20 protein-coding genes are annotated in these 22,462 nt (G+C 59.9%); 6 read left to right on the plus strand and 14 right to left on the minus strand.

The annotated features are described in order from the left end of the window. Positions 1–14 precede the first annotated feature (14 nt). The 3 genes from KSP9073_RS07380 to betC all read right to left on the minus strand — a co-directional run bounded on the left by KSP9073_RS07380 (position 15) and on the right by betC (position 3,613). Positions 15–1,127 carry a 5-methyltetrahydropteroyltriglutamate--homocysteine S-methyltransferase gene (locus KSP9073_RS07380; protein WP_108842336.1) on the minus strand — a complete coding sequence of 371 codons (1,113 nt, stop codon included), beginning with the start codon at positions 1,125–1,127 and terminating at the stop codon, positions 15–17. 163 nt (positions 1,128–1,290) lie between these two features. Further along, on the minus strand, positions 1,291–1,899 hold the full coding sequence (locus KSP9073_RS07385) for a LysE/ArgO family amino acid transporter (RefSeq protein WP_108842337.1): 609 nt from the start codon (positions 1,897–1,899) through the stop codon (positions 1,291–1,293). Between the two features lie 199 nt (positions 1,900–2,098). Continuing rightward, the gene (gene betC, locus KSP9073_RS07390; RefSeq protein ID WP_108842338.1) at positions 2,099–3,613 is read right to left on the minus strand and encodes a choline-sulfatase; all 1,515 of its coding nucleotides are present in this window, start codon (positions 3,611–3,613) and stop codon (positions 2,099–2,101) included. Between the two features lie 188 nt (positions 3,614–3,801). On the opposite strand from betC, the gene KSP9073_RS07395 reads away from it, so the two are divergent. Further along, a complete protein-coding gene (locus KSP9073_RS07395) occupies positions 3,802–4,824 on the plus strand; it encodes a serine hydrolase domain-containing protein (protein ID WP_243409160.1) in 1,023 nt (340 codons plus the stop codon). An 89-nt stretch (positions 4,825–4,913) separates the two neighbouring features. Here the strand turns inward: KSP9073_RS07395 and KSP9073_RS07400 are convergent, their stop codons facing one another. Continuing rightward, positions 4,914–5,108 (minus strand): hypothetical protein, encoded by a 195-nt coding sequence (locus KSP9073_RS07400; protein ID WP_108842339.1) that lies wholly within the window; start codon positions 5,106–5,108, stop codon positions 4,914–4,916. A gap of 411 nt (positions 5,109–5,519) precedes the next feature. On the opposite strand from KSP9073_RS07400, the gene KSP9073_RS07405 reads away from it, so the two are divergent. Then, positions 5,520–6,308, plus strand: a complete 789-nt coding sequence (locus KSP9073_RS07405; RefSeq protein ID WP_108842340.1) for a 5'-nucleotidase, lipoprotein e(P4) family — start codon at positions 5,520–5,522, stop codon at positions 6,306–6,308. 90 nt (positions 6,309–6,398) lie between these two features. Then, a complete protein-coding gene (locus KSP9073_RS07410) occupies positions 6,399–7,142 on the plus strand; it encodes a metallophosphoesterase family protein (protein WP_108842341.1) in 744 nt (247 codons plus the stop codon). Between the two features lie 49 nt (positions 7,143–7,191). Here KSP9073_RS07410 and KSP9073_RS07415 read toward each other — a convergent pair whose 3' ends face one another. Together KSP9073_RS07415 and KSP9073_RS07420 are read right to left on the minus strand one after the other, a co-directional pair. Continuing rightward, entirely contained in the window at positions 7,192–8,781 is a 1,590-nt protein-coding gene (locus tag KSP9073_RS07415; RefSeq protein ID WP_108842342.1) for an ABC-F family ATPase, read from the minus strand. 119 nt (positions 8,782–8,900) lie between these two features. Further along, positions 8,901–9,431 carry an ankyrin repeat domain-containing protein gene (locus tag KSP9073_RS07420; RefSeq protein ID WP_108842343.1) on the minus strand — a complete coding sequence of 177 codons (531 nt, stop codon included), beginning with the start codon at positions 9,429–9,431 and terminating at the stop codon, positions 8,901–8,903. Positions 9,432–9,627: 196 nt separating this feature from the next. Here KSP9073_RS07420 and KSP9073_RS07425 point away from each other — a divergent pair, with 196 nt between their 5' ends. After that, a complete protein-coding gene (locus KSP9073_RS07425; RefSeq protein ID WP_165814199.1) occupies positions 9,628–10,596 on the plus strand; it encodes an ATP-grasp fold amidoligase family protein in 969 nt (322 codons plus the stop codon). Here KSP9073_RS07425 and KSP9073_RS07430 read toward each other — a convergent pair. Beyond that, on the minus strand, positions 10,587–11,846 hold the full coding sequence (locus KSP9073_RS07430) for an MFS transporter (RefSeq protein WP_108842345.1): 1,260 nt from the start codon (positions 11,844–11,846) through the stop codon (positions 10,587–10,589). The two genes, KSP9073_RS07425 and KSP9073_RS07430, sit on opposite strands and share 10 nt — an antisense overlap. A 95-nt stretch (positions 11,847–11,941) precedes the next feature. After that, positions 11,942–13,165, minus strand: coding sequence for a winged helix-turn-helix domain-containing protein (locus tag KSP9073_RS07435; RefSeq protein WP_108842346.1), 1,224 nt, complete (start codon positions 13,163–13,165; stop codon positions 11,942–11,944). 84 nt (positions 13,166–13,249) lie between these two features. Between KSP9073_RS07435 and KSP9073_RS07440 the strand changes: the two genes are divergently transcribed. Beyond that, the gene (locus tag KSP9073_RS07440; protein ID WP_108842347.1) at positions 13,250–13,702 is read left to right on the plus strand and encodes a hypothetical protein; all 453 of its coding nucleotides are present in this window, start codon (positions 13,250–13,252) and stop codon (positions 13,700–13,702) included. An 11-nt stretch (positions 13,703–13,713) separates the two neighbouring features. Here KSP9073_RS07440 and KSP9073_RS07445 read toward each other — a convergent pair whose 3' ends face one another. Genes KSP9073_RS07445 through KSP9073_RS07455 form a run of 3 tightly spaced genes read right to left on the minus strand, consistent with a single transcriptional unit; the run spans position 13,714 to position 15,853 of the window. Then, positions 13,714–14,199 (minus strand): LabA-like NYN domain-containing protein, encoded by a 486-nt coding sequence (locus KSP9073_RS07445; protein WP_108842348.1) that lies wholly within the window; start codon positions 14,197–14,199, stop codon positions 13,714–13,716. An 11-nt stretch (positions 14,200–14,210) separates the two neighbouring features. Then, positions 14,211–14,792, minus strand: a complete 582-nt coding sequence (locus KSP9073_RS07450; protein WP_243409162.1) for a nucleotidyltransferase family protein — start codon at positions 14,790–14,792, stop codon at positions 14,211–14,213. A gap of 41 nt (positions 14,793–14,833) precedes the next feature. Continuing rightward, positions 14,834–15,853: an XdhC family protein gene (locus KSP9073_RS07455; protein WP_108842350.1), complete on the minus strand. Its 1,020-nt coding sequence runs from the start codon at positions 15,851–15,853 to the stop codon at positions 14,834–14,836. 140 nt (positions 15,854–15,993) lie between these two features. Here KSP9073_RS07455 and KSP9073_RS07460 point away from each other — a divergent pair, with 140 nt between their 5' ends. Next, positions 15,994–16,464, plus strand: coding sequence for a nuclear transport factor 2 family protein (locus KSP9073_RS07460; RefSeq protein WP_108842351.1), 471 nt, complete (start codon positions 15,994–15,996; stop codon positions 16,462–16,464). On the opposite strand, the gene recC is transcribed toward KSP9073_RS07460, so the two are convergent. The 3 genes from recC to KSP9073_RS07480 all read right to left on the minus strand — a co-directional run bounded on the left by recC (position 16,461) and on the right by KSP9073_RS07480 (position 22,323). Continuing rightward, positions 16,461–19,967 (minus strand): exodeoxyribonuclease V subunit gamma, encoded by a 3,507-nt coding sequence (gene recC / locus KSP9073_RS07465; protein ID WP_108842352.1) that lies wholly within the window; start codon positions 19,965–19,967, stop codon positions 16,461–16,463. The two genes, KSP9073_RS07460 and recC, sit on opposite strands and share 4 nt — an antisense overlap. A gap of 135 nt (positions 19,968–20,102) precedes the next feature. Next, positions 20,103–20,906, minus strand: coding sequence for an SDR family NAD(P)-dependent oxidoreductase (locus KSP9073_RS07475; protein ID WP_108842353.1), 804 nt, complete (start codon positions 20,904–20,906; stop codon positions 20,103–20,105). A gap of 97 nt (positions 20,907–21,003) precedes the next feature. After that, complete coding sequence (locus KSP9073_RS07480) at positions 21,004–22,323, minus strand: MFS transporter (protein ID WP_108842354.1); 1,320 nt, start codon at positions 22,321–22,323, stop codon at positions 21,004–21,006. Positions 22,324–22,462 lie beyond the last annotated feature (139 nt).

The following is a 22,462-nucleotide window of genomic DNA, read 5'->3' on the forward strand; positions in this document are numbered from 1 at the left end:
GGCTCAGGGCTTGATCAGTAGCCCCAGAACTCCTCGGCAAGATTAACGATTAAATCCAGCTTCTCCCACTGCTGCTCCTCGGTGAGATTGTTGCCTTCATGGGTCGAGGCAAAACCGCACTGCGGACTCAGACAGATCTGATCCATCGGCACGTATTCGCAGGCCTCTTTCAAACGCGCCTGAATCTGCTCACCGGATTCGAGCTCCCCGGTCTTGGTCGTGATCAGCCCCAGTACGACCTGCTGAACCCCTCGCGGCAAAAAGCGCAGCGGGCGAAAGTCACCGGCCCGGTCCGTGTCGTATTCGAGGAAAAAGGCATCAACATTGACGCTGCCCAGCAGCGTTTTGGCGACCGGCTCATAGCCCCCTTCGCTGATCCAGGTCGAACGGAAATTGCCGCGGCAAACGTGCAGACTGATGTGCATGTCGGCCGGACGGCCTTCCAGCGCACGATTGAGAACGTCGGCATAAACGTACTGAAGGTTCTCGGGCGATTCGATGCCGCGCTCACGGGCCGCTTCAATTTCACTGTCGGAGCAGAGATAAGCCCAGACCGTGTCATCGAGCTGGAGGTAGCGACAGCCCGCCTCATAAAACGCGGCAATGGCCTCACGCCAGGTGTCGGCCAGATCATTGAAGTAGCTGCCCCACTCTGCGTAGACACTCCGATCGACCTGACCGGCACCGCGAAAATGCAGTACGCTGGGGCTTGGGATCGTCATCTTGGCGACAGAACCGGTGGTCTGCGCATTGAGATAACGAAAATGCTCAAGCATCGGGTGGTTCGGGTTGAACCTGACACGATCCACCACACGCACGCCGTGTGATGGCGTCTGGCGGCCCTGAAACTGGATGCCCTGCTCGGACTCGAAGCCTTCAACGCCGGTCAGGTGTTCAAGAAAATCAAAATGCCACCAGGCGCGCCGCAGCTCGCCATCGGTGACGGCCTTGAGCCCCAGAGACTCCTGCTTTCTGACCAGCCGGGTAATTTCCTCATCTTCAACGGCCTTGAGTGCCGCCTGGTCAATGGTGCCCTGAGCCAGCTGCTCCCGGGCGGTCTTGATGTTATCGCTGCGCAGCAGACTGCCAACCGTGTCGGCGCGGTAGGGAGGCATGGGTAAAGACATGATCATTCCTTAATCAACAAGTGCTGCTTAACAGCGTTTTCGTCACGCAATATGCCGTGGCGCCGGTGTGAATACCACCGAGGGTTATTCACCCACAAGATGAACGATATTCAACCATAGTCGGGCAGCGATCCATTGCGGGGGTTTTGATGATCTCAACGTATCATTCAAACGCCATGGGCCACACCAGTGAAACCGCCAAACCCCACATCAAAAACGCCATCGTACCATCAAGCACCTGCCAGGCCCGCGGCCGGGCCAGAAGCCCTCGCAGCCGCTTCGCACCGTGGCCCAGGCCAAAAAAGAAGGTAAAGGAAGCCACAATGGCCCCTGCCAGAAAGGCATTTTTCGAGGTCTGCTGAGCTGACACCGCACCCACCAGCACTACCGTATCCAGATAGACATGCGGATTGAGCCAGGTCAGCGCCAGACACACCGCGAGCGTTTTTCCCAGCGAGATTTGCGCCTGCCCGGCCGGGTTCAGTACCTGACCACCACGCAGTGCCGCGACCAGGCTTCGGCCGCCATAAAGCAATAAAAAAAGCGCCCCCATGAGGCGCATCCAGTGATCAAGGCCCGGGAAGCGCGCCAGAAGCGTGGCGGCGCCATACACTCCAAGCGTCAGCAACAGCGCATCGCAGAGCGCACAGGTCAGGCAAACCCAAAAGAGATGCTCGCCGCGAATGCCCTGACGCAATACAAATGCATTCTGGGCACCGATCGCCATGATCAATGAAAGCCCCAGTCCCAGCCCTGTCCAGAATGCCTCCATCCCGCTCGCCCTCTCTGCTGATTCAGCCCTTGAGGGTACGCCTCTGACAAACCCCTGCCATGAAAGCTCCTGATGCCCCATTCGCGGTACTGATACAGCCCAACGGCGTATACCTCCGGCGGTCGATCGGTCATCGTGAGCACATAAAAAGGCCCCCACATGTTCAATCATGCGGGGGCCTGTCCACTACAGGGTTTTGCTATTCGCCGCGAGGGAAGCGCTGCGACTCCTCCAGTATATTAAGATCCATGTGGTTACGCATGTAACGCTCGGAAGCCACTTGTAGCGGCTGATGGTCCCACGGGAAGTAATGACCATTGCGCAGGGCTTCGTACACGATCAGACGGCGCGCCTGACTTTCACGTACGTCAGCATCGAACCGGGCCATGTCCCAGCGATCTCTCACCTTGCGGGTAAATTCGGTGAGCACCGAATCGTACTCGGGATTTTCTGCCAGATTGTTCTGCTCGTCCGGATCGTCTTCCAGATTGAACAGCTGCGGCGGATCGATCTCGCAGTGGTTGAACTTCCACTTGCCTTCTCGGATGGTCACCAGCGGCGCATAGGTACCCTCGGCGGCGTACTCCATATAGACCGGCGTATCACGTGTGCCGCCATTCATTAGCGGGACCAGCGACTCCCCGTCGGTCCAGGACGCAATGGCACTGAGATCCACCCCAACCAGATCAGCCACGGTGGGATTGATATCAATGGCCGAGACCGGCGTATCAACGACTCTGGGTTCAACACCCGGTGCACTGATCATCAGAGGCACGCGCGAAGAGCCTTCAAACGGGCTCATCTTGAACCACAGACCACGTTCGCCAAGCATGTCACCATGGTCGGACACGAACATGACGATGGTATTGTCCTCCATGCGCGTTCGCTTGAGCACATCCAGGATACCGCCCACCTTGTCATCCACATACGACAGGTTGGCAAAATACCCCTGCCGTGCGCGGCGGACATTTTCCGGCGTGATATCGAATTTTGTGTAGTCGTTGGCCTCATATAGGCGCTGGGAATGCGGATCCTGCTCGGCGTAGGGAACCTCCGGAAGTGTCGGTTCCAGATGCTCGCAGTCGTTATACAGATCCCAGAACCGGCGACGGGCCACGTAGGGATCATGAGGGTGCGTGAAGCTCACACACATCGCCCAGGGGCGATCGTCATGACCACGCGAAAGATCAAAGAGCTTCTGCTCGGCGTGGAAGGCGACCTCGTCGTCATACTCCATCTGATTGGAGATTTCGGCCACCCCTGCCCCGGTGACCGAGCCCAGATTGTGATACCACCAGTCGATGCGCTCGCCGGGCCGGCGGTAGTCCGGCGTCCAACCGAAATCAGGCGGGTACACGTCGGTGGTCAGGCGGCTTTCAAACCCGTGTAGCTGATCAGGCCCGACAAAATGCATCTTGCCGGACAGGCAGGTCTGATACCCCGCCCGTCTGAGATGATGCGCCCAGGTGGGCACGCTTGAGGGAAACTCGGCGGCGTTATCGTACACGCCGGTCCGCGAGGGCAACTGACCGGACATGAAGGCCGCTCGTCCCGGTGCGCAGAGATAGCTTGGCGTGTAGGCATTTTTAAACCGCACGCTGCGTTGTGCCAGCGCTTTCAAATGAGGCATGTGCAGAAAGTCGGCCGGGCCGTCCTCGAACAGCGTGCCGTTGACCTGGTCGGCCATCAGAATCAGTAGATTGGGGCGCGTCATCAAATCCTCCGAAGATGAGTGAAGGTGTATCGACCCTTGACAGCATGCACGCACCACGCAGCCTCCGGCGAATGATTTATGACGGCTCAGGCCAGGCTCAGCTGGGGCTGAAGGTCTTTCGTGTGCCCGGGCGACTGCCCGGAAGATGCGCCACACTTGAGTCACCCTGCCTGATGGAGTGGTCTCTCATGCAACAGCCCGGACATCTGCGCCATGCTCTGATGATGATTATCATGTGCTGCTGGCTTTTGTCGATGCCAACGCTTGCGGCGCCCATCACGCCTGATGCATCAGTACTGGCCAGGCTTGCCGACCACGCCGGCACCCTGCCGCGTACCCATACCTTCATGGTCGCCATTGACGGCAATACCGTCATCGAGCGCGGCTATCGCGGGCACCGCACGAATCAGACGACCAACATCAAGTCGCTGTCCAAAACGCTGATGTCGGCCCTGGTGGGCGCTGCGATCGAGCGTGGTGTCATCAAGGGCGTTGATCAGCCGGTGGTCGAGCTTCTGGCGCCCGATCAGATCCCCGCGAAGGCCGATCCGCGTATAAGAGACATTACTGTGGGTCAGTTGCTGTCCATGCAGGCAGGGCTTGAGCGTACTTCGGGGCAGCACTACGGCGCCTGGGTGGCCAGTCACCACTGGGTGCGCAGCGCCCTTTCGCGGCCTTTCGTCTCGGAGCCGGGCGGTCAGATGCTTTATTCCACCGGCAACAGTCATTTGCTTTCGGCCGCCTTGACCCACACCACCGGGCGCTCAACGCTTGCGTTGATGCGTGACTGGCTGGGGACGCCGCTGGACATCAGCATTCCACCCTGGACGCGCGACCCACAGGGCATCTACTTCGGTGGCAACGAAATGGGAATGACGCCACAGGCACTGATGGCGTTTGGCGAGATGTATCGTCTCAATGGTGCCTACAACGGTCAGCAGATACTGCCATCAACATGGATTGAAGCCTCATGGCGGCCACGCACGCAGTCATTTTATAACGGCGATGATTACGGCTATGGCTGGTTTTCCGGCGAGATTGAAAATGAACCGGTGTATTACGGCTGGGGTTACGGTGGGCAGATACTGTTTGTGGTCCCGGGGCAGGACATGACGATCGTATTGACCTCCGACCCTGCGCCGCCCTCAAGCGGCAGCTATCTGGGCCGCCTCAAGGCGCTGGTGGGCGAACTGATCACGGCAACCCGATAAGAGGAAGGGCCCGGCACGACAAGTCATGACGGACCCATTCGGCATGGCACGACGGATTCACACCGGTCAGAGCCATACACATTCGCTGCCTATTCGTTGCGAAGCTTTTCGGCGGCTTCCTTCTCGGCTTCATCCTGCGTCAGCCCTTTTGTCTCCATTAGACGCACCATCAGGCGCTGTTTTTCCGCGTCCTCATAAAGACGATCACTGTTGGTCGCGACAGCAACCTGTGTCTTGAGACCGCTTTTGAACTTCTCGAACTGCTCACTGCTGTGCTTGCTCATGATGTGCCCTCCTGGTTGGCATGATAGCCCTTGGGCTTCGAACAGCCCCCGATAGTTCCCGGCATGCCGGACTTACAGAGCGTGATAGGCGTCTTCATCACCGGGCATGGTTACGCGTCATTACAGCCCTCAAACGCCCTGTCCAACGATTGTTTTTTGGATCGCGTAATGCGCTAACCAGGGTTATGAATCCCCGGCCATTGCGTTATTAAAAAACGTCGCTTGCGTAACCCGGGATAATCGAGTGCAACCGAAGGGTGATGATCAAAAACAGTCATCACGGCATAAAAATGCACAACGTTTAACAGCTTGTATGGTGAAACAGCGCCCGCATTTTTTATTGTATGAACGTTCAAAATAAAATAACGTTATGGCTGACGTTATTAAAACCACAACAACTCAAGGATTTTCATGCGACGTCTGAACCATCGATATCTGCCTGTCTCTGCTCTGGTGGCTGCCTGCATCACCCTGTCCTCAGTGGCGCAGGCCGGTGCGCCGGCGACGCCTGACAAGGCACTCGCGAACTGCCCGGTGGCGGCCTATACCATGGGGCTTCGCTATCAGCAGCAATCGGCGGAGATTCGCGCTCTACAGCGCCAGTCCTGGGCCCTGGCCACCTATCGTCTCAAGGATATTTTGAGCGAGCCGCAGGAAGGTAAACCACTGGCCATCATTACCGACCTGGATGAGACCGTCATCGATAACAGTGCCCTGCTGGTGCGAGACCTCAATGCCTGTCATGACTACACGAGCTGGGATACCTGGGGAGGCTGGGAGAAGGAAGGCGAGCCGACCCTGATTCCAGGGGCCAGGGCGTTTCTGGACTATGCCAGCGATCATGACGTGGCGATCTACTACATATCAGACCGGCTGGAAGAGAACCATACCCATACCATGGAGACACTGAAGGCCCTGGGCCTGCCACAGGTCGACAGGGAACATGTCCTGCTGCTTGGCCCACCCAAGCAGGCGCGTCGTGCCAGCGTTGAGAAGGACCACCGAGTCGTGATGCAACTGGGCGATACCCTGCATGACTTCTCGGAAGACTTTGCCAAAAAATCACTCAACGATGAATATCAGGCGGTCCAGGACAATGCCGAGCGCTTTGGCACCGACTGGATCGTGCTGCCCAACGCCACCTACGGCAGCTGGAGTGATGCCACACTCGATAGCTGGGACAAGCCGCTCACGCCATGACGCTCTTCCAACCGATAACAAAAAGCCCCGTCAACGACGGGGCTTTTTGTTTACCCTTTATTATTTGACGTCGCGGGAAGGGAATAAACAATGAAGGTAGCGGCTATTGCGGATATTCATGGAAACCTGATGGCACTGGAAGCCGTACTGGCAGATATCAAAAAGCAGGGAGTGGATCTGACAGTCAACCTTGGCGATCTGCTCTCAGGAGCACTTCAACCTCGTGAGACAGCAGAGTATCTGATGTCCTTGCAGCTACCTACCGTCAGAGGCAATCACGAACGACAGCTTCTGGATGACACGCGCCCCATGGGGCTTTCAGACAGCCTTGCACGTTCCGCCATTAATGACACGCAACTCCAATGGCTGAAAGCGTTGCCAGCTTCGCTCAATATCGAGCAGGAGATACTGCTGGTGCATGCAACACCTGCTGACGACGTTACCTATTGGCTGGAAACAATTACTGCTGGTGGCAGACGTGCTGCTACCTCTGAAGAGGCCATCGCCAGAGGCGGCGAGCCAAACGTTTCATTGGTCCTGTGCGGTCATACCCATATCCCGCGTGACCTGATGCTGCCTAATGGTACTCTGATCGTAAATCCAGGTAGCGTCGGGCTGCAGGCCTACGACGACGAAGCGCCCTTACCTCACGTCATGGAAACGGGCTCACCTCATGCCCGATACGCCATTTTGATCCGCACCGGGACCGCATGGCGTGTCGAGTACCGACAGGTCGCCTACGACTGGGAAGGCGCTGCTCGGCTGGCACTTCAAAATGGGCGTAAAGACTGTGTTGCTGCTCTTCGCCATGGCCGCGTTGTCATGCCCGGGTAAATACCTGCCAGCAACGGCGCCTACAGTACGCCGTTGCCCTCACATGCCTTTAGCCGTAGATGCCCTGACTGCGCAGGTAGTCTTCGTAGCTGCCGCTGAAGTCGACGATACCGTCATCCTTCATTTCGATGATGCGCGTGGCAAGCGAGCTTACGAACTCGCGATCGTGACTGACAAAGATCAGCGTGCCCGGATAGTTGTCCAGCGCCAAGTTGAGCGCCTCGATCGACTCCATGTCCAGGTGGTTGGTCGGCTCATCCATGACCAGTACATTGGGCTTTTGCAGCGCCAGCTTGCCAAAGAGCATACGGCCCTGCTCACCACCGGAAATCACCCGCACCGACTTGCCGATATCGTCATTGGAAAAGAGCATGCGTCCCAGCGCCGAGCGTACCTGCTGCTCGCCCTGGGTGGTCCACTGCCCCATCCAGTCAAAAAGCGTGTCGCCACGTTCAAAGTCCGCAGCGTGATCCTGAGCGAAGTAGCCAACTTCTGCGGCATCGGTCCATTTCACCTCGCCGCTTTCTACTGCCATGTCGCCGGTCAGACAGTTCAACAGTGTGGTCTTGCCGATGCCGTTGGGACCGATGATGGCCACTCGCTCACCGGCCTCGACCTGCAGGCCGAAGCGTTTGAACAGCACGTTGTCGCCCCACGCCTTGCTGATGTTTTCTACCGTCAGTGCCTGGCGGTGAATCTTCCTGTTCTGCTCAAAGCGAATAAACGGGCTGACACGCGAGGACGGCTTGACCTCATCGAGCTGAATCTTGTCGATCTTGCGCTGGCGTGAGGTCGCCTGCTTGGCCTTGGAGGCGTTGGCAGAAAAGCGGCTGACGAACTGCTGAAGCTCGGCAATTTCGGCCTTTTTCTTGGCGTTATCGGAATGCAGACGTTCGCGCGCCTGGGTGGCGGCAATCATGTACTCATCGTAGTTGCCCGGAAACAGGCGCAGCTCGCCGTAATCCAGATCCGCCATGTGTGTGCAGACGCTGTTCAGGAAGTGGCGGTCGTGCGAGATGATGATCATCGTCGCGCGCCGTGCCTTGAGGATATCTTCCAGCCAGCGGATGGTATTGATGTCCAGATGGTTGGTCGGCTCATCGAGCAGCAGCACATCCGGGTCGGCAAAAAGTGCCTGTGCCAGCAGCACACGCAGCTTCCAGCCTGGTGCCACGGTGCTCATCAGATCCTGATGCTGTTCATCGTTGATCCCCAGACCCTGCAGAAGCTCGCCGGCCCGCGCCTCGGCGGTGTAGCCATCCAGCTCGGCGTAGCGCACTTCAAGGTCGGCGACCTTCATGCCGTCTTCCTCGGTCATTTCGGCCTGGGAATAGATGCGCTCGCGCTCGGCCGCGACGGCCCAGAGCTCTTCATGGCCCATGATGACGGTGTCGATGACCCGCTCGCTCTCAAAGGCAAACTGATCCTGGCGCAGCTTGCCAAGCCGGGTGGTCGCATCCTTCATGACCTGCCCACCGGAGGGCTCCAGATCCCCCCCCAGAATTTTCATGAAGGTGGATTTACCGCAACCGTTGGCGCCGATCAGACCATAGCGATGACCGTTGCCGAACTTGACAGAAACATTTTCAAACAGCGGCTTCGGGCCAAACTGCATGGTGATATTGGCAGTAGAGAGCAAGGGGAGTATCCGAAAGGGCGCCCTAGCCGGAATACCGGCTCGGGCGTGAATGATGACGTTTGGCGGGCGATTGTACGCGTATGGAGGGATACTTTACAGACAGCACCCGAATCAGGAATTCAATCCGGGCGGGTTTCTCCCAAAAGCGCCGGGGTATGTTCAGCCCCCATACCGACCGCTAGCTGACCGGCCGTCATGCCGCGACTCTCTCGCCGCTCTGGGTCAGCGCCCTGTGCCAGCAGATATTCAACGATTTCGGCGTTATCAAACATCGCCGCAAACATCAGCGCCGTCTTGCCGTCCGGCGCGTAGCCGTTAACGTCGGCGCCGTTTTCCAGCAGCAATTTGACCATGGCCAGATCATTTTTAAACGCGGCACCGGCCAGCGGGTTCTGCCCGTTGTCATTGCGCATTTCGGGGTCGGCGCCATGCTCAAGCAGTACTTTTACAGTCTCGAACTGACCGTGATAGCTGGACAGCATTAAAAGACTGTCGCCCTTGTGATTACACAGATTGGGGGGCAGACCATGGGCAAGCCAGTCACCAAACAGCTCGGCCTTGCCGGCCCGGGCAGCATCAAAAATTTCACCCGCCAGTCGGATCGTCTCTTCGTCGATCTCGCGGGGCTGCTGAGGGTTGTTGTCGCTCATAATCGTCTGCGCTCCAGAACAGGACGAGGGTTTAAAACGCCTGCCCATCATCAAAACATGCAATGTATAAAAGCTATTCAAAAAGGTAGCTGTCAAAACGATTAATTAATAGCGCTTAACAATTACTTAATCAATAACACGATGGATCCTGCTATCGTCTCAGCATATTTTGGTCAGTATTTCATGGAAGGTGTTTGTGACCGACAATGCTTTTTTCCCCCTGTCTCTATCACTGTTGCGCGCTCGTCAACGATGCTCTGAAGGGCTTCGACGTCTTAAACGTTCGGATCAGCGCGAAGCTCTAAGGCAATTTGAAAAACGCTTTGGTCACAAACCGTCGCTCAAGGCACCCCGCACCTGGAGCGAAAAGGTCACATGTCTCAAGCTTGATGCCGACCGTCCTGTCTTTCGTGCCCTGGCCGACAAGCTGGCGGTGCGTGACTTTGTGGCGCAGAGACTGGGCCAGCAACACCTGATCCCGCTGCTGGCGTCAAACCCGGTGCTGACACGAGACATGTTTGAGGCTCTGCCCGAGCGGTTCGTCATCAAGGGTAACCATGGCAGCGCCATGAATCGCATCGTCACCGACAAGAGCGCCCTCTCCTTTGACGAGCTAAAACGTCAGACGGATGGCTGGCTCAGTCGCAACTTTTATATGGGGTCACGCGAGACCCAGTACCGCAACATTGCACCGCAGCTGGTGGTTGAACAGCTCATGCTCGACGACAGCGGCAACATTCCGGCCGATTACAAGTTTCACTGTTTCAACAGCACAGAGCAATCGCACTGCATGGTCCAGGTCGATAGCGACCGCTTCAGCGGCCACTGCCGTGACTATTTCACGACCGACTGGCAGCGGCTGCCGCTCAAGGTCAAATACGCCAATAGCCCGGAATCCCGCCGTCCAGCAAGACCTGAAAACCTGGAAGCCCTGATCGAGTGCGCCAAAACTCTTTCAAAGGGATTTGCCTACGTACGGGTGGATCTCTACAGCCTTAAGGGGCAGGTCTATTTTGGAGAGATGACATTTACCCCAGGCAGTGGCTTTGAGCGTTTCGAGCCCGACCACTTCGATGAGCAGTGGGGGAACTATTTCGACCTTGAGCACCAGCTTTCTCTTCATACCAGAGATGATCTGGATCGAGCTCGCAACGCTCAGGTTTGAACGTGTGAATCCGATGATGATGCCCGGTTTTCTTTCAGAGCCTGACGCTGGGCACGCGCCCGGCGTTGAATCGAGACGGTATAAAGGCCTGCGCAAAGCCCGAAGCCTGCCAGGCTACACAGCGCTGCCGCCAGGAAAATGGCCGAGTAGCCGGCCCTGTTGGCGATAAAGCCCGCCAGTGGCCCGGTCAGCCCCACGGCAGCATCCAGAAAGACCGAATAAGCGCCCAGCGCTGCACTGCGACTGGTGGCGGCAATCTTGGCCACTGCGACCACGCCAAGCGCCGGATAGATCAGCGACACGCCAAGCCCTGCCAGTACTGCCCCCAGCAAGGCAACCCCCGGATGGCTGGCCTGCCACAGCGCCAGAAGCCCAGCCAGTTCAACCACGAAACACACCAGCGTCACACGATAACCGCCAAAGCGGCTGATGGCACCTGAAAAAAGCACGCGTGCCGTGATAAAGGCCATCCCGAAGGCGCTGAGCCCCCAGGCCGCATGTTCCCAATGCTGCTCGGCGTAATACAGCGTAATAAAGGTGGCAATCACGCCATATCCGACCGAGCTCAGGGCCAGCGCGCCCCCATAGGGCGCCATGACCCGAAAGACACGTGCAAACGGCACCCGCTTGCCGCTGACAATCGGTGAGGCCGGGCGCCGCCAGGCCAGTGCCAGCGCCAAGGCACCGATCAGTACGATAAACACCCCAACACAAATCACGCCGAAACCTTGTGCCAGCACGGCGCCCAGTGGGGCGCCAATGGCCAGTGCGCCAAATCCGGCAATGCCGTTCCAGGAGATCACCTTGCTCATCAATGCAGGTCCGACCAGCCCGATTCCCCAGCTGAGTGACCCTGTCCCGATCATGCCCTGAGAGATGCCCAGCATCAGCCGGCTCAGGATCAGAAAAACCAGACTCGCGAGTGGCCACTGAACGCTCAATGCTGCCAGCAGAATCAACGCCCCATTGAGGGCGCAGCCGGTCATGCCCAGCAGCACCACGCGTTTGGCGCCAAGTCGGTCGGCCATTTGACTGGAAAAGGGTCGCGACAGCAGGGTTGCCACAAACTGCAGGCTGATGACGGCACCGACCGTCAAGGCATCAAAGCCCAAAGGGCCGTGCATCCAGGGCGGCAGCACCGTCAGGGTCATGCCGATGCAGAGCATGCTGACGAAGGTCGAGCTGACAATGGCGATGATGCGAAGGTTGGTGCCGACGGGCGTGGCGCCCGCCAATTGATCAGAGGACATGGTCTTGTTCGGTGGTGGTGGTCACGGGATAAGGTTGTATGACATTTACCATACGCCTGCCAGCAGACTTGTAACAGTCCCGGCGCCCGATCCTTTCAGACTCTGACACTGGCCGCCTCAAGGGCCCGATCAAGAAGACCGCTGCCCATCATCTCTACGCGGGAAAGCCCCAGAAAACGCGCCAGCCGGGCAAGCTCCTCAAACAGCGCCGGGGCCAGTGTCTCCAAGGTCACGTCAGGTTCCGGGTGGGCCGCCATCACCTGCAACACCCCCTGCGTGCGTTCGGCCTTGAGATCCACCCGGGCAACCATCTGCCCGGCCAGCATGAAGGGCAGCACGTAGTAGCCGTACTGGCGCAGATGTGACGGCGTATAGATCTCGATGCGGTAGTGAAAGCCAAAGACCCGAGCTGCACGCTCGCGATCCCACATCAGTGGATCAAAGGGTGATAACAGTGCGCTTGCATCGCTCGCCCGCCGGTTGGCCTTCGCCTTGATATGCTGCCAGGCCGGCATGGACCAGCCCTCCACCTCAACGGGCACCAGCTCGCCGGTCTCGACCAGCTCATCGATACGCGACCGTGTCTCGCGGCCATCGAGGCGAAAATAACGTTGCAGGTCACGGGCACTCGCCACGCCCATGGCGCTGGCCGCCCGCGCGACCAGCGCGCGTTGCGCTGCCTGCGGCGACAGCATCGGCGCCTCGACGGCGTCGCGCCCGACCACGCGCTCCGGCAGATCATAGACCCGTTCAAAATTGCCGCGCCGATGGGACACCAGCACCTGACCGCTCCAGAAGAGATACTCAAGCGCCGACTTTCCATGACTCCAGCCCCACCAGCTGCCCTGCCCGCGTCCGCCGTCGGTCAGATCGGACGCCGCCAGCGCCCCATGATGGCGAATCTCCTCAAGCGCAGCGGCAATGAATGCAGGCTGCTCCCGGGAAAAGCGCTCAAGGCGCTTGTAAAGCCCGCCACCGCCCTCCCGGGCGCGCTGCATACGAAATCGATAGAGCGGATAGTCTTCCAAAGGAATCAGCGAGGCTTCATGCCCCCAGTATTCAAAAAGCCTGCGCCTTGATGCCGGGCCCTGATTGAAGTGCTCGAGCCAGCTTCGATCATAGGGCCCCAGCCGCGAATAAAGCGGCATATAGTGGGCCCGACACAGCACATTGACGCTGTCGATCTGCAAAAGCCCAAGCCTTCGAACCAGGCTCAGGATGGCCCGACGGCCAGGCGCCGGGCCGTCTCGATCCGCCCCGAACCCCTGAGCGGCAAGCGTGATGGCGCGAACGCGCGATGCTGATAGATAACGGGTCATGGCGCTGCGTGCTCCTGTCGTATACCCTGGCATGACCTCAAAGGGCACCTGCTGCAGTGCCTTTCCGCGTCATGGAGCCACTTCATGGTCAAGCCCCTTCTGTCTCACTGTCTGATCCGTGCCCTGCTGCCCGCCCTGTTTGTGGGCGCCACATCGGCTCAGGCGGCACCGCCGTCTGTCGAACGTGCCGGGCTGCCCGACGATGCCCGTCCGGTCTGGATCGGCGATCAGCGCTACTACCTGGCACGCGACACCTGGTTTTTGGCATCCGGCAGTGACGCGCGCTACACCTCGGTACCCGCGCCACGCGAGATCCAGATGGCCGGTGCCGACATGTTTGATGTCATCGCCTACCCGATCAATGATCAAACGCTTCGCCAGCAGCAGCAGGACCACGGTCTATGTCATCGCTGGGCCATTGATCAGAGCGGCTTCAACCCCACGAACACGCTGGAACCGCCTTCAAGGGCACAGGCTGGCACCTATCGGCGGGCGCTGGCCGCCTGTCTGGCAGGCCATCACTACAGCGTGCAATAAACCGATCCGGCTCAGCGCCGGCTATTCTGTAACAGCGCCCCTTCAATGGGGAAAAAACGCTCGGACGCCTGCCGCAGGGCCTGCGCGGTCAGCGCCTGAACGCCGTAGACGTCGGTCCTGACGCCAAAGCGCTGTTGGATACGGGTGAGCAGCTCGGAAAAATCGCCGTCTCCGGAAATCAGTACGACGCGATCGACCTCATGCGCCGTTTCGAACACATCCAACGTAATCCCGACATCCCAGTCCCCCTTGGCACTGCCGTCACGGCGCTGAATGAAGGGCTTGAGCCTGACGTTAAAGCCGATATCACGCAGCGCATACTGAAACTGCTGCTGACGCGGGTCATGGCGCTCGATGGCATAGGCATGGGCGGCCACGACCGTATCCTGCCCCACGGCGTGACGCCAGAGCGCTGCGTAGTTGACTTGGCAGCCAAAGGTTTCGCGGGCGGTGTAATAGATGTTTTGTACATCTGCAAAAAGCGCAACTCGAGCCATGAGATCTCAAATCATTGAAGGGAAGACAGGTCATCCAGCGTATCAACATCGGTGAGAATACCCGGGTCGTTCACATCAAACACCACGACCCGTGACGGATATCGCCTCAACAGTGCCCGCGCCCCCTCATCACCTTGAAGCTCGGCCAGCGCCGGCCAGAACGCCCGCCCAAAGATCACGGGGTGGCCTGCGCGGCCCTGATGATACGGCCGCACAATGTTGTCGTGGCGGGCACGCCCTGCCAGTGCCTGAAGGGTCTCGGCACGCACCCCGGGCATATCCCCCAGCATGAGCGCCAACGCCTTGCACTGCTGATGGTGCGGCTCGGACGAAACCAGCAGTGCGGAAACTGCGGCAGCCAGGCTGGTCCCCATGCCAATGGGGGACGAAGGCGCCTGCAGCGTGTGGGTTCCTGCCGGCAATCCAAAGGCCCTGGCGTGTTCGCCATGCCGCAACATGACGACCACGGACGACACATGCGGTGCCAGCCTGGCAGTCGTGGCGGCCAGCAGCGTCTGCCCGTCAAGCGCCGCCAGACGCTTGTCGCCGCCAAAGCGACGGCTGTGACCTGCGGCCAGAATCAGACCCAGCACGTCGGGCGTGTCCTTTGAGGGGTTGTGTCGGGAAGGCGCCATCAGATCGCGGTGGCCACCGGTGCGGCAGCGATATGCGTTTCGCCGGCCTTGCCGTTGAACACGCGCATGACATCAGCGACCACGGACAGGGCAATTTCAGCCGGCGCCTTGCTGCCAAGGTTCATGCCAATCGGCATGTGAAGACGTGCGATCTGCTCGTCATTCAGCCCCCCGGAGCGCTTGAGCCGCTCGGCGCGCTTTTGCGAGGTTCTCTGTGACCCCATCACACCGATATAAAACGCCGGCGTTTTGACCGCCTCGACCATGGCCGGGTCATCGATGCGCGGGTCATGGGTCAGTGCCACCACGGCGGTCGCCTCATGACAGGCGCCCGAGGCAATGAACAGGGCCGGCAGCACGGCCTGCACTTCCACACCCTCAGCGTGACCGGCGGCGATGAAATCACGTCGCACGTCATCACGCGGGTCACAGACAATGACTTCATAGCCCAGTGCGCGGGCAAACTGGGCACAAAAGCCGGCGACCGGCGAGATACCGGCCAGAATCAGACGCAGGGCCGGCCCGACGCGAATCTGCACCAGGCCCTGCTCATCACGGGAAACGCCTGGACCGTTGGGCGACTCATCGAGTACGACGCGATAGCGCCCGGTCCGGGGGTCTACCCGACGAATCAGACGCTTGCGCCCCAACAGCGTGGCCTCCAGCACTTCCAGATGGACCATCAGCTCATCGGTAACCTCAAGGCGCTCGATGAGCACTTCCAGCACGCCGCCGCAGGGCAGCTGCAGCCGCTGGCTCTCTTCCTGGCTTTCACCGTAGCGCACGATGGTGGCAGGTTGTGAAAAGGCATCATCCTGCAGGCTCTCGATAAAGGCCTCTTCAACACAGCCACCGGACAGCGAGCCAACATGTTCGCCTTCGCTGGTGGCCACCAGCATCGAGCCGGGCGCCCGGGGGGATGAGCCGTAGGTGCCCAAAACGGTACACAGCCAGATCGTGGAATGGGTGCTGGCCCACTCACGAGCCTGCTGAATGACCTGCAGATCAAGATGACGCATGCCGGAGAACTCCAAGAGGAGAAAAAGGGAATAATGCCCACAAGGATAGCAGCCTCATGATCCCCCCGCCGCGTCAGGCGAAGCCTTGGTGAACATGCTAGCCTGAGCGTCCCTGTACCTTCATGTGATGGAGTGCCCGCATGGAAAACCGCCCGCCGCTTCCCCCGTTTTACATGGACAGTGCCCGCGCCAAGGTGCGTGCTGCCGAAGATGCCTGGAATAGCCGCCAGCCCGAACGGGTCGCCGGTGCCTACAGCGAGGATTCACGCTGGCGTAACCGTACCGAGTTCTTTCAGGGCCGCGAAGCCATCACCGCCTTTTTGCATCGCAAGTGGCAACGCGAGCTCGACTATCGACTCTGCAAGGAGCTCTGGGCCTTTACCGACAACACCATCGGCGTGCGCTTTCAGTACGAATGGCGCGACCGCTCCGATCAGTGGTATCGCGCCTACGGCAACGAGATGTGGGAATTCAACGAGCACGGCCTGATGGTGCGCCGCGAAGCCAGCATCAACGAGATACCCATCGAGGTCGATGAGCGTCGTTTTCGCTGGCCCGCGCCCGGCCCGCGCCCGCAGGACCATCCAGGGCTCAATCAGCTGGGGCTTTAAGCCTGGGCCTCGCCCCCGGCATTGCCGCCGCCCTCCACCAGCGCGGTCAGCATGGCCGTAAATGGTGCATACAATGCTCGAGTGGCGGGTTCGAAACCGGCGTCGCACAGCGTGTCAAAGCGTGACCACAGCTCCCCCATCATGGGCTCACGCTCACGCAGCGGCGCCGGCCCGTTGAATTGAGCCTCTTCATAGCAGGTCCGTGCCCGGGCAAGCCCCGCCTCTTGATAATCGCTTTCCTGCGTGTCATCCGCCTGTCGAGGCCAGCCGGCAAAGTACTCCATGGCCAGCTCCAGTGCCGTGGGCAGCGGTGCGTCAGCGGCCTCTCGCCACTGCCGACACAGTGACAAGAGCGTGGTGCGCGCCGTCTCGCTCGAGACCACGGGCAGCGTGAGTTCACGATCCTCGAACAACACCGTGACCCTCACCTGCTCACCCGTGGCGGCAAGCGCCAGCTGCTCAAGCCAGGCACGAATCAGTCGATGCGGCTTGCCGTACTGCGTCAGCCGTCCGCTGCGGTCGCGCCGCAGGTGCCCAAAGTGAGCCGGTGCCAGCACACAGCGATAAAGCGCGCCGTCCTCCCCACGCCATAGTCCATCGATGCGTTCCGACAGTACGGCCATGCCGCCCTCATCGATGATCTCGACCCGCATGGCCTCGACCGGCGTCAGGCCATCCGTCAGCGCGTGCCACTGACCGAGCTGCTGTCTCAGGGGCTTGATCAGATCTTCTGCCAGTCGCTCACCAAACCCCAGCGCCGGCAGCATGCCCTTGCGGCGCGCCTCTTCTGCCATCTCGCTTAAATCGCGCTCGCGGCAGGCGCCTTCCAAAAGGTGTTTCTTAAAGGAAAAGCGCTCAAGTCCGTCCATGGCAAAGGGCTCGGCGTCCTCTTCCTGCACGGCAACGGGATGAAAATGAATGCCCAGGCGCCCGGCCGTACAGATCGACCAGGGGCGCCTCAACAGTCGCTCCAGATCATCGAGGCTGGCAGCCTCCTGCGGCGCAGATGCCGCCTCCAGCTGCTCGACTTCGACCGGGGGCGCAGGATGATGGACGCTTTCCCAGCTGCGCTCGAAGGTAAAGAGCCGCCCGGAGGGGCCTGATGACACCTCCTGCGTAAAATAGGCGCGTGCAAAGGGCTGTAACGGGTGGGTGGTGATCAGGCGCTCAAACAGCGCAGTCTCGGTATCATCGTCTCCGGCCTGCCAGCCCATCGACAGGGTATCGAGCAGTTCGCTGACCAGAATCGAGGGTGCGCGCTCGCTGTTGTCGCGCTGGTCACGCCCGACCCAGGAGATCATCAGCGCCTCGCGACTGGCCAGCATGGCCTCGAGCATCAGATAGCGATCATCATCACGGCGCGAGCGGTCACCGCTGCGATGGCGGGTGGCCATCAGGTCAAAGTCCTGAGGCAGCCGTACCCGCGGGTAGTCGCCGTCGTTCATGCCCAAAAGCCAGGTATGGCGAAACGGAATGGCGCGCATGGGCATCAGCGTTGCGAAATTGACCCGCCCGGCCAGAAAGCGCTGGGCCAGGCCACCCTCATCCAATCGGTCGGTCAGTGCCTCGCGAAATACCGCCAGCGGCAGCCTCTCGCCAAAATCGGCACAATCGCCTTCCTCGGCCAGGGTGCGGGCCGCTTTGGAAAGGCGCTCAAGAATATCGAAATCACTCTGCTCGATGGGGGCAAACAGCGCACTCAGCATCGCTTCCAGACGCGCGACCCAATCATCGACCACGGCCGGGGTGTTCAGATACTGATACCAGTGCCGCAGGCGGGCCATCAGCTCGGCCAGACGGCCGGCCAGGTCTGCCTCCAGCCCACCGATTTCATCGTAGGCCTGAATGCCGTCAAAGCTGCCCTCACCAATGGCAAACCCCAGCAGCATGCGATCCAACCCGAACTGCCAGGTGTTTTCGTCAAGCCCCGGCAGGTCCAGCATGTCGCGATGCTCGCCATCGAGCCCCCAGCGAACGCCGCTGCCGGCCAGCCAGTGCGACAGCTTTTCAAGCTCCTCTTCCTCGATGCCAAAGCGCCGACGAAAGGCCGGCACTTCCAGCCAGTCAAGCACTTCGCTGACGCCCAGACGCCGCTCGGGCAGCTCCAGCAGCGACAGCGCCGCACTCATCAAGGGGCTCGCTCCCGAAGCAATACGATCGGAGACCGTATAGGGGATATAGCGGGCATCGTCGCGGGGAATCTGTCCGAACACGGCATCGATCAGGGGGGCGTAGCGTTCGATATCAGGCACCAGCACCACCATATCCCGCGGGCGAAGGCTCGAATCGCGGTCAAAGGCATCCAGCATCTGGTCATGCAGGATCTCTACCTCACGTAGCGGTGAATGCGCCCGGGTAAAGGCCAGTGAGCGGTCATCCGCCTCGATATGGCGCTTGCCGCCCTCCTGTTCGGCCCGCCTTGCCGGGTGCACCAGATCCAGCACCTCCTGCTGAAGCTGATGCAACAGGCTGGCGCCTGATTCCGGCTGCGGGTCACGAAAGATGTCGTGCTCCATGTCAAAGGCATTGTCGGCTTCGAAATCATAAAGCGCTTCGATAAAATCACGCCCCTGCGCGCCCCAGCCCGCCAGCAGCGGGTTGGCACTGAGATGCAGCGTCTCGACGTCCAGTCCTTCAAGCGTGGGCGCCTCCTGGTGGCGCTGACGATGACTGTCGCGCTTGAGTCGGGCCCGCAGCGCCTCACGGTCGGCCACGATATCGCCCCAGTAGAAGCGACACGGGTTGGCCACCATCAGGACCACATCCATCACGCCGGACAGGGCATGCAGGGCTTCAAGCAGCTGAAACGGCAGCGCCGAAATACCAAAGACAAACAGCCGCCGCGGCAGCCCCTTTGGCACGGATTCCAGCGCACGGGCTTCGGTCAGAAAACGGTCATGCAGCGCGGCGCGATGATGCCGCTGCGCCTGACCGGAAGCGTCTTCCAAAAGCGCACGCCAGAGCACCGGCTGCCAGTAATCCACCGGAGCGATATCGGCAGGCGCCGTCTCTCCCCGCGCCCAGGCGGCCATCCAGTCGGGTCGATACACCAGGTACTGATCGAAGAGATCCGCCAGCCGGGAGGCCAGCTGATAGCTCTTGCGCTCGCCGCAGGGCGCCACGCTATCCGGCTGATCCGGGCCGGACATTTCGTCATCGAGATAATGAGCCAGTGGCGCAAACTCGCTCTGGCGCAGCAGTCGCGGCAACAAACGCATGAGCCGCCAGGTCATCGGCCCCTTGTCAAAGGGAGAGCGTTTGGGAATATCATCGCCCAGCACGGCGCGATAGGCCCGCCAGACAAAGCTTGACGGCAGGGGAAAGTCCAGCGATGCCGCCACACCATGGTGCTGGGCCAGGCAAAGCTGCAGCCACTGCGCCATGCCGTTGGACTGGACCAGAAAGGTTTCACTTTCAAGAGGTGCCAGCGGGTCGCGCTCAGACAGCGCCGTAGCCAGATCGCGCAGATCTTCGAGATGATTGGCATGAAGGACGGTAAACATCGCGCTCCCGGTGGCACAGCAGTCGGAGGGGGCTGACTATCCTACCTGCACCGCCGGGGGCTGCGAAGCCTTCACACTGCGATAAGCCCGCGCAGTCTGGCGCGGGTTAGTGCTCGACAGTGAGTCGTGCCGGTGTCAGACCCCGAGATCATGGTCCGGGCGCATGTCATAGCGCATGACGTTGTGCATGAAGGCCCCGTCGACATAAAGCGTGGTGCCGGTGATATAGCGTGCCTGCTCCGAGCACAGAAAAACCGTCACGCCGGCCACATCCTTCGTCTCGCCAATAAAGCCTAGCGGTATCCAGCTGTTCATGTTGTCGATGCCAAGCCGCTCGTTGTCTTCCTGGTTGATATCGGTACCAATGGCGCCCGGCGACAGCCCGACCACGCGAATGCCGTACTCGCCCCACTCCACGGCGGCGGCGCGTGTCAGGGTTTTGAGACCGGCCTTGGCCACGCTGTAGTGTGCCACGCCCTTTCTGACCACTTCGTCATGAACGGACTGCACGTTAATGATGACACCGCCCTGCCCGGCCTTTTTCATGCGCCGCGCGGCATGCTGCGAACAGTAAAACGGCGCGTTGAGATTGACGTTCATCAGGGCCAGCCAGTCCTCGCGCGGCATGTCTTCCAGCGCGTGGGCGTTTTCGAAACCGGCATTGTTGATCAGGATATCGATCTGCTCGAACTGGCCATCAAACTGCTCGAACATGTCATCAATGGCCTGCGGGTCGCTCAGATCCGCGACCACCACGCCGGTTTTGACGCCGCACTCTTTGGCCAGACGCTCGGCAGTGTCATTGACCTCATCTCGCGGCTTTCGCGTATGAAAGGCCACATTGGCGCCGGCACGGGCGAGCGATTCGGCCATGTGTGCGCCGATACCGCGATTGGCACCGGTCACCAGCGCCGTTTTGCCCTTGAGCGTGATCTCCATTGGTTTCTCCCTGAGAGGTTGTCCCTAAAGTGGTGGCCATTAAAAAAGCCAGGCTCCCATGAGCCTGGCTGATAAGCGTCTAACGGGAAAGGTCGTCTCAGTGCGCGGGCTGGGCACGATAGTGATAATGGCGCCTGGCCAGCATGATCCCCATGACCACCCCCACACTCATGACGCCGGCCACATACCAGGCAGGCGACATCGGCAGGGTTTTAATCGACGTGGTCACGATCATGGGGGTCAGACCACCGGCAATGGCATAAGCCACGTTGTAGGAAAACGAAAGCCCCGTAAAACGAATGGCTGCCGGAAACGACTTGACCGCAATGGCTGGCACGATGCCGGTCAGACCGCCGAAAAAGCCCACCAGCGCGTAGAGCGGAAACAGCATGCTCACGTCATGGTGCATCAACCAGAAGAAATAGAAGTAGGTGATGCCGAGCCCGGCGCAGGAAATGACCAGCACGATGCCATCGCCAATGCGGTCCGCCAGCGCACCGGCGCTCAGACAGCCGATGATCAAACAGACAATCGCCACACAGTTGGCCTGCAGGGTCAGGCCACGATCGATGCCGGCAAAGCTTTGTAAAAGCGTCGGCGTCATCAGAATCGTGACCACTACCGCTGCCGTCAGAAGCCAGGTGGCCAGCATGGAGATGGCCACCCCCGGCAGGTAGTCACGCAGCAGGGTACGCATGGGCAGCTCCTCGGAGAGGGACTGGTTTTCCTGCATTTCGGTAAATACCGGTGTCTCATGCAGATAGCGACGCAGATAAAGCGTCACAAAACCCAGCACGCCGCCGACCAGAAAAGGCACGCGCCAGCCCCAGCTGTACAGGGTTTCCTCACTCATGACGTAGTTCAGCCCGGTGGCCATGAAGGAGCCCAACAGGATGCCGGCAACCAGCCCCGCTGACAGGGTGCTGGTGGCAAAGGCCGTGTGGCGGGCCGGTACATGCTCGGTCACGAACACCCAGGCGCCGGGTGCCTCGCCACCGATGGCCGCGCCCTGCAGCATGCGCATCGCCAGCAGCAGAATCGGGGCCAGATAGCCGATCGTGGCATAGGTGGGCAAAAGGCCCATCAGCAGGGTCGGCAGGGCCATGAGCATGATGGAGAGCATGAACATCTTCTTGCGACCCAGCCGGTCACCGAAGTGCGCCATGATGACACCGCCGATGGGACGAGCGATGTAGCCAGCGGCGAAGATGCCAAAGGTCTGTACCAGACGCAGCCATTCAGGCATGTCGGGTGGAAAAAAGAGCTGACCGACCACGCTTGCAAAGAAAACGAAGATAACGAAATCGTAGAACTCAAGCGCACCACCCAGTGCAGAAAGCCCCAGTGTCTTGATATCACGGGCGCCCAACGGACGCGTCACGGACGTCGATGGTCCGTTTGAATTGGTATTGTTCATGGGTAAGGTCGCTATCAAATAAGCAGTTGACGTGGCACATACAGAGTCAATCTGATCGCGGATCACGCGACCTGAACCACCGGCATTTGCGGATCACGCAAAATGAGGGCCGGCTGAACCGGGTTTGATCATATCAGAA

The sequence above is a fragment of the Kushneria phyllosphaerae genome (assembly GCF_900312995.1).
In the GTDB taxonomy this organism is placed as follows: Bacteria; Pseudomonadota; Gammaproteobacteria; order Pseudomonadales; family Halomonadaceae; genus Kushneria; species Kushneria phyllosphaerae.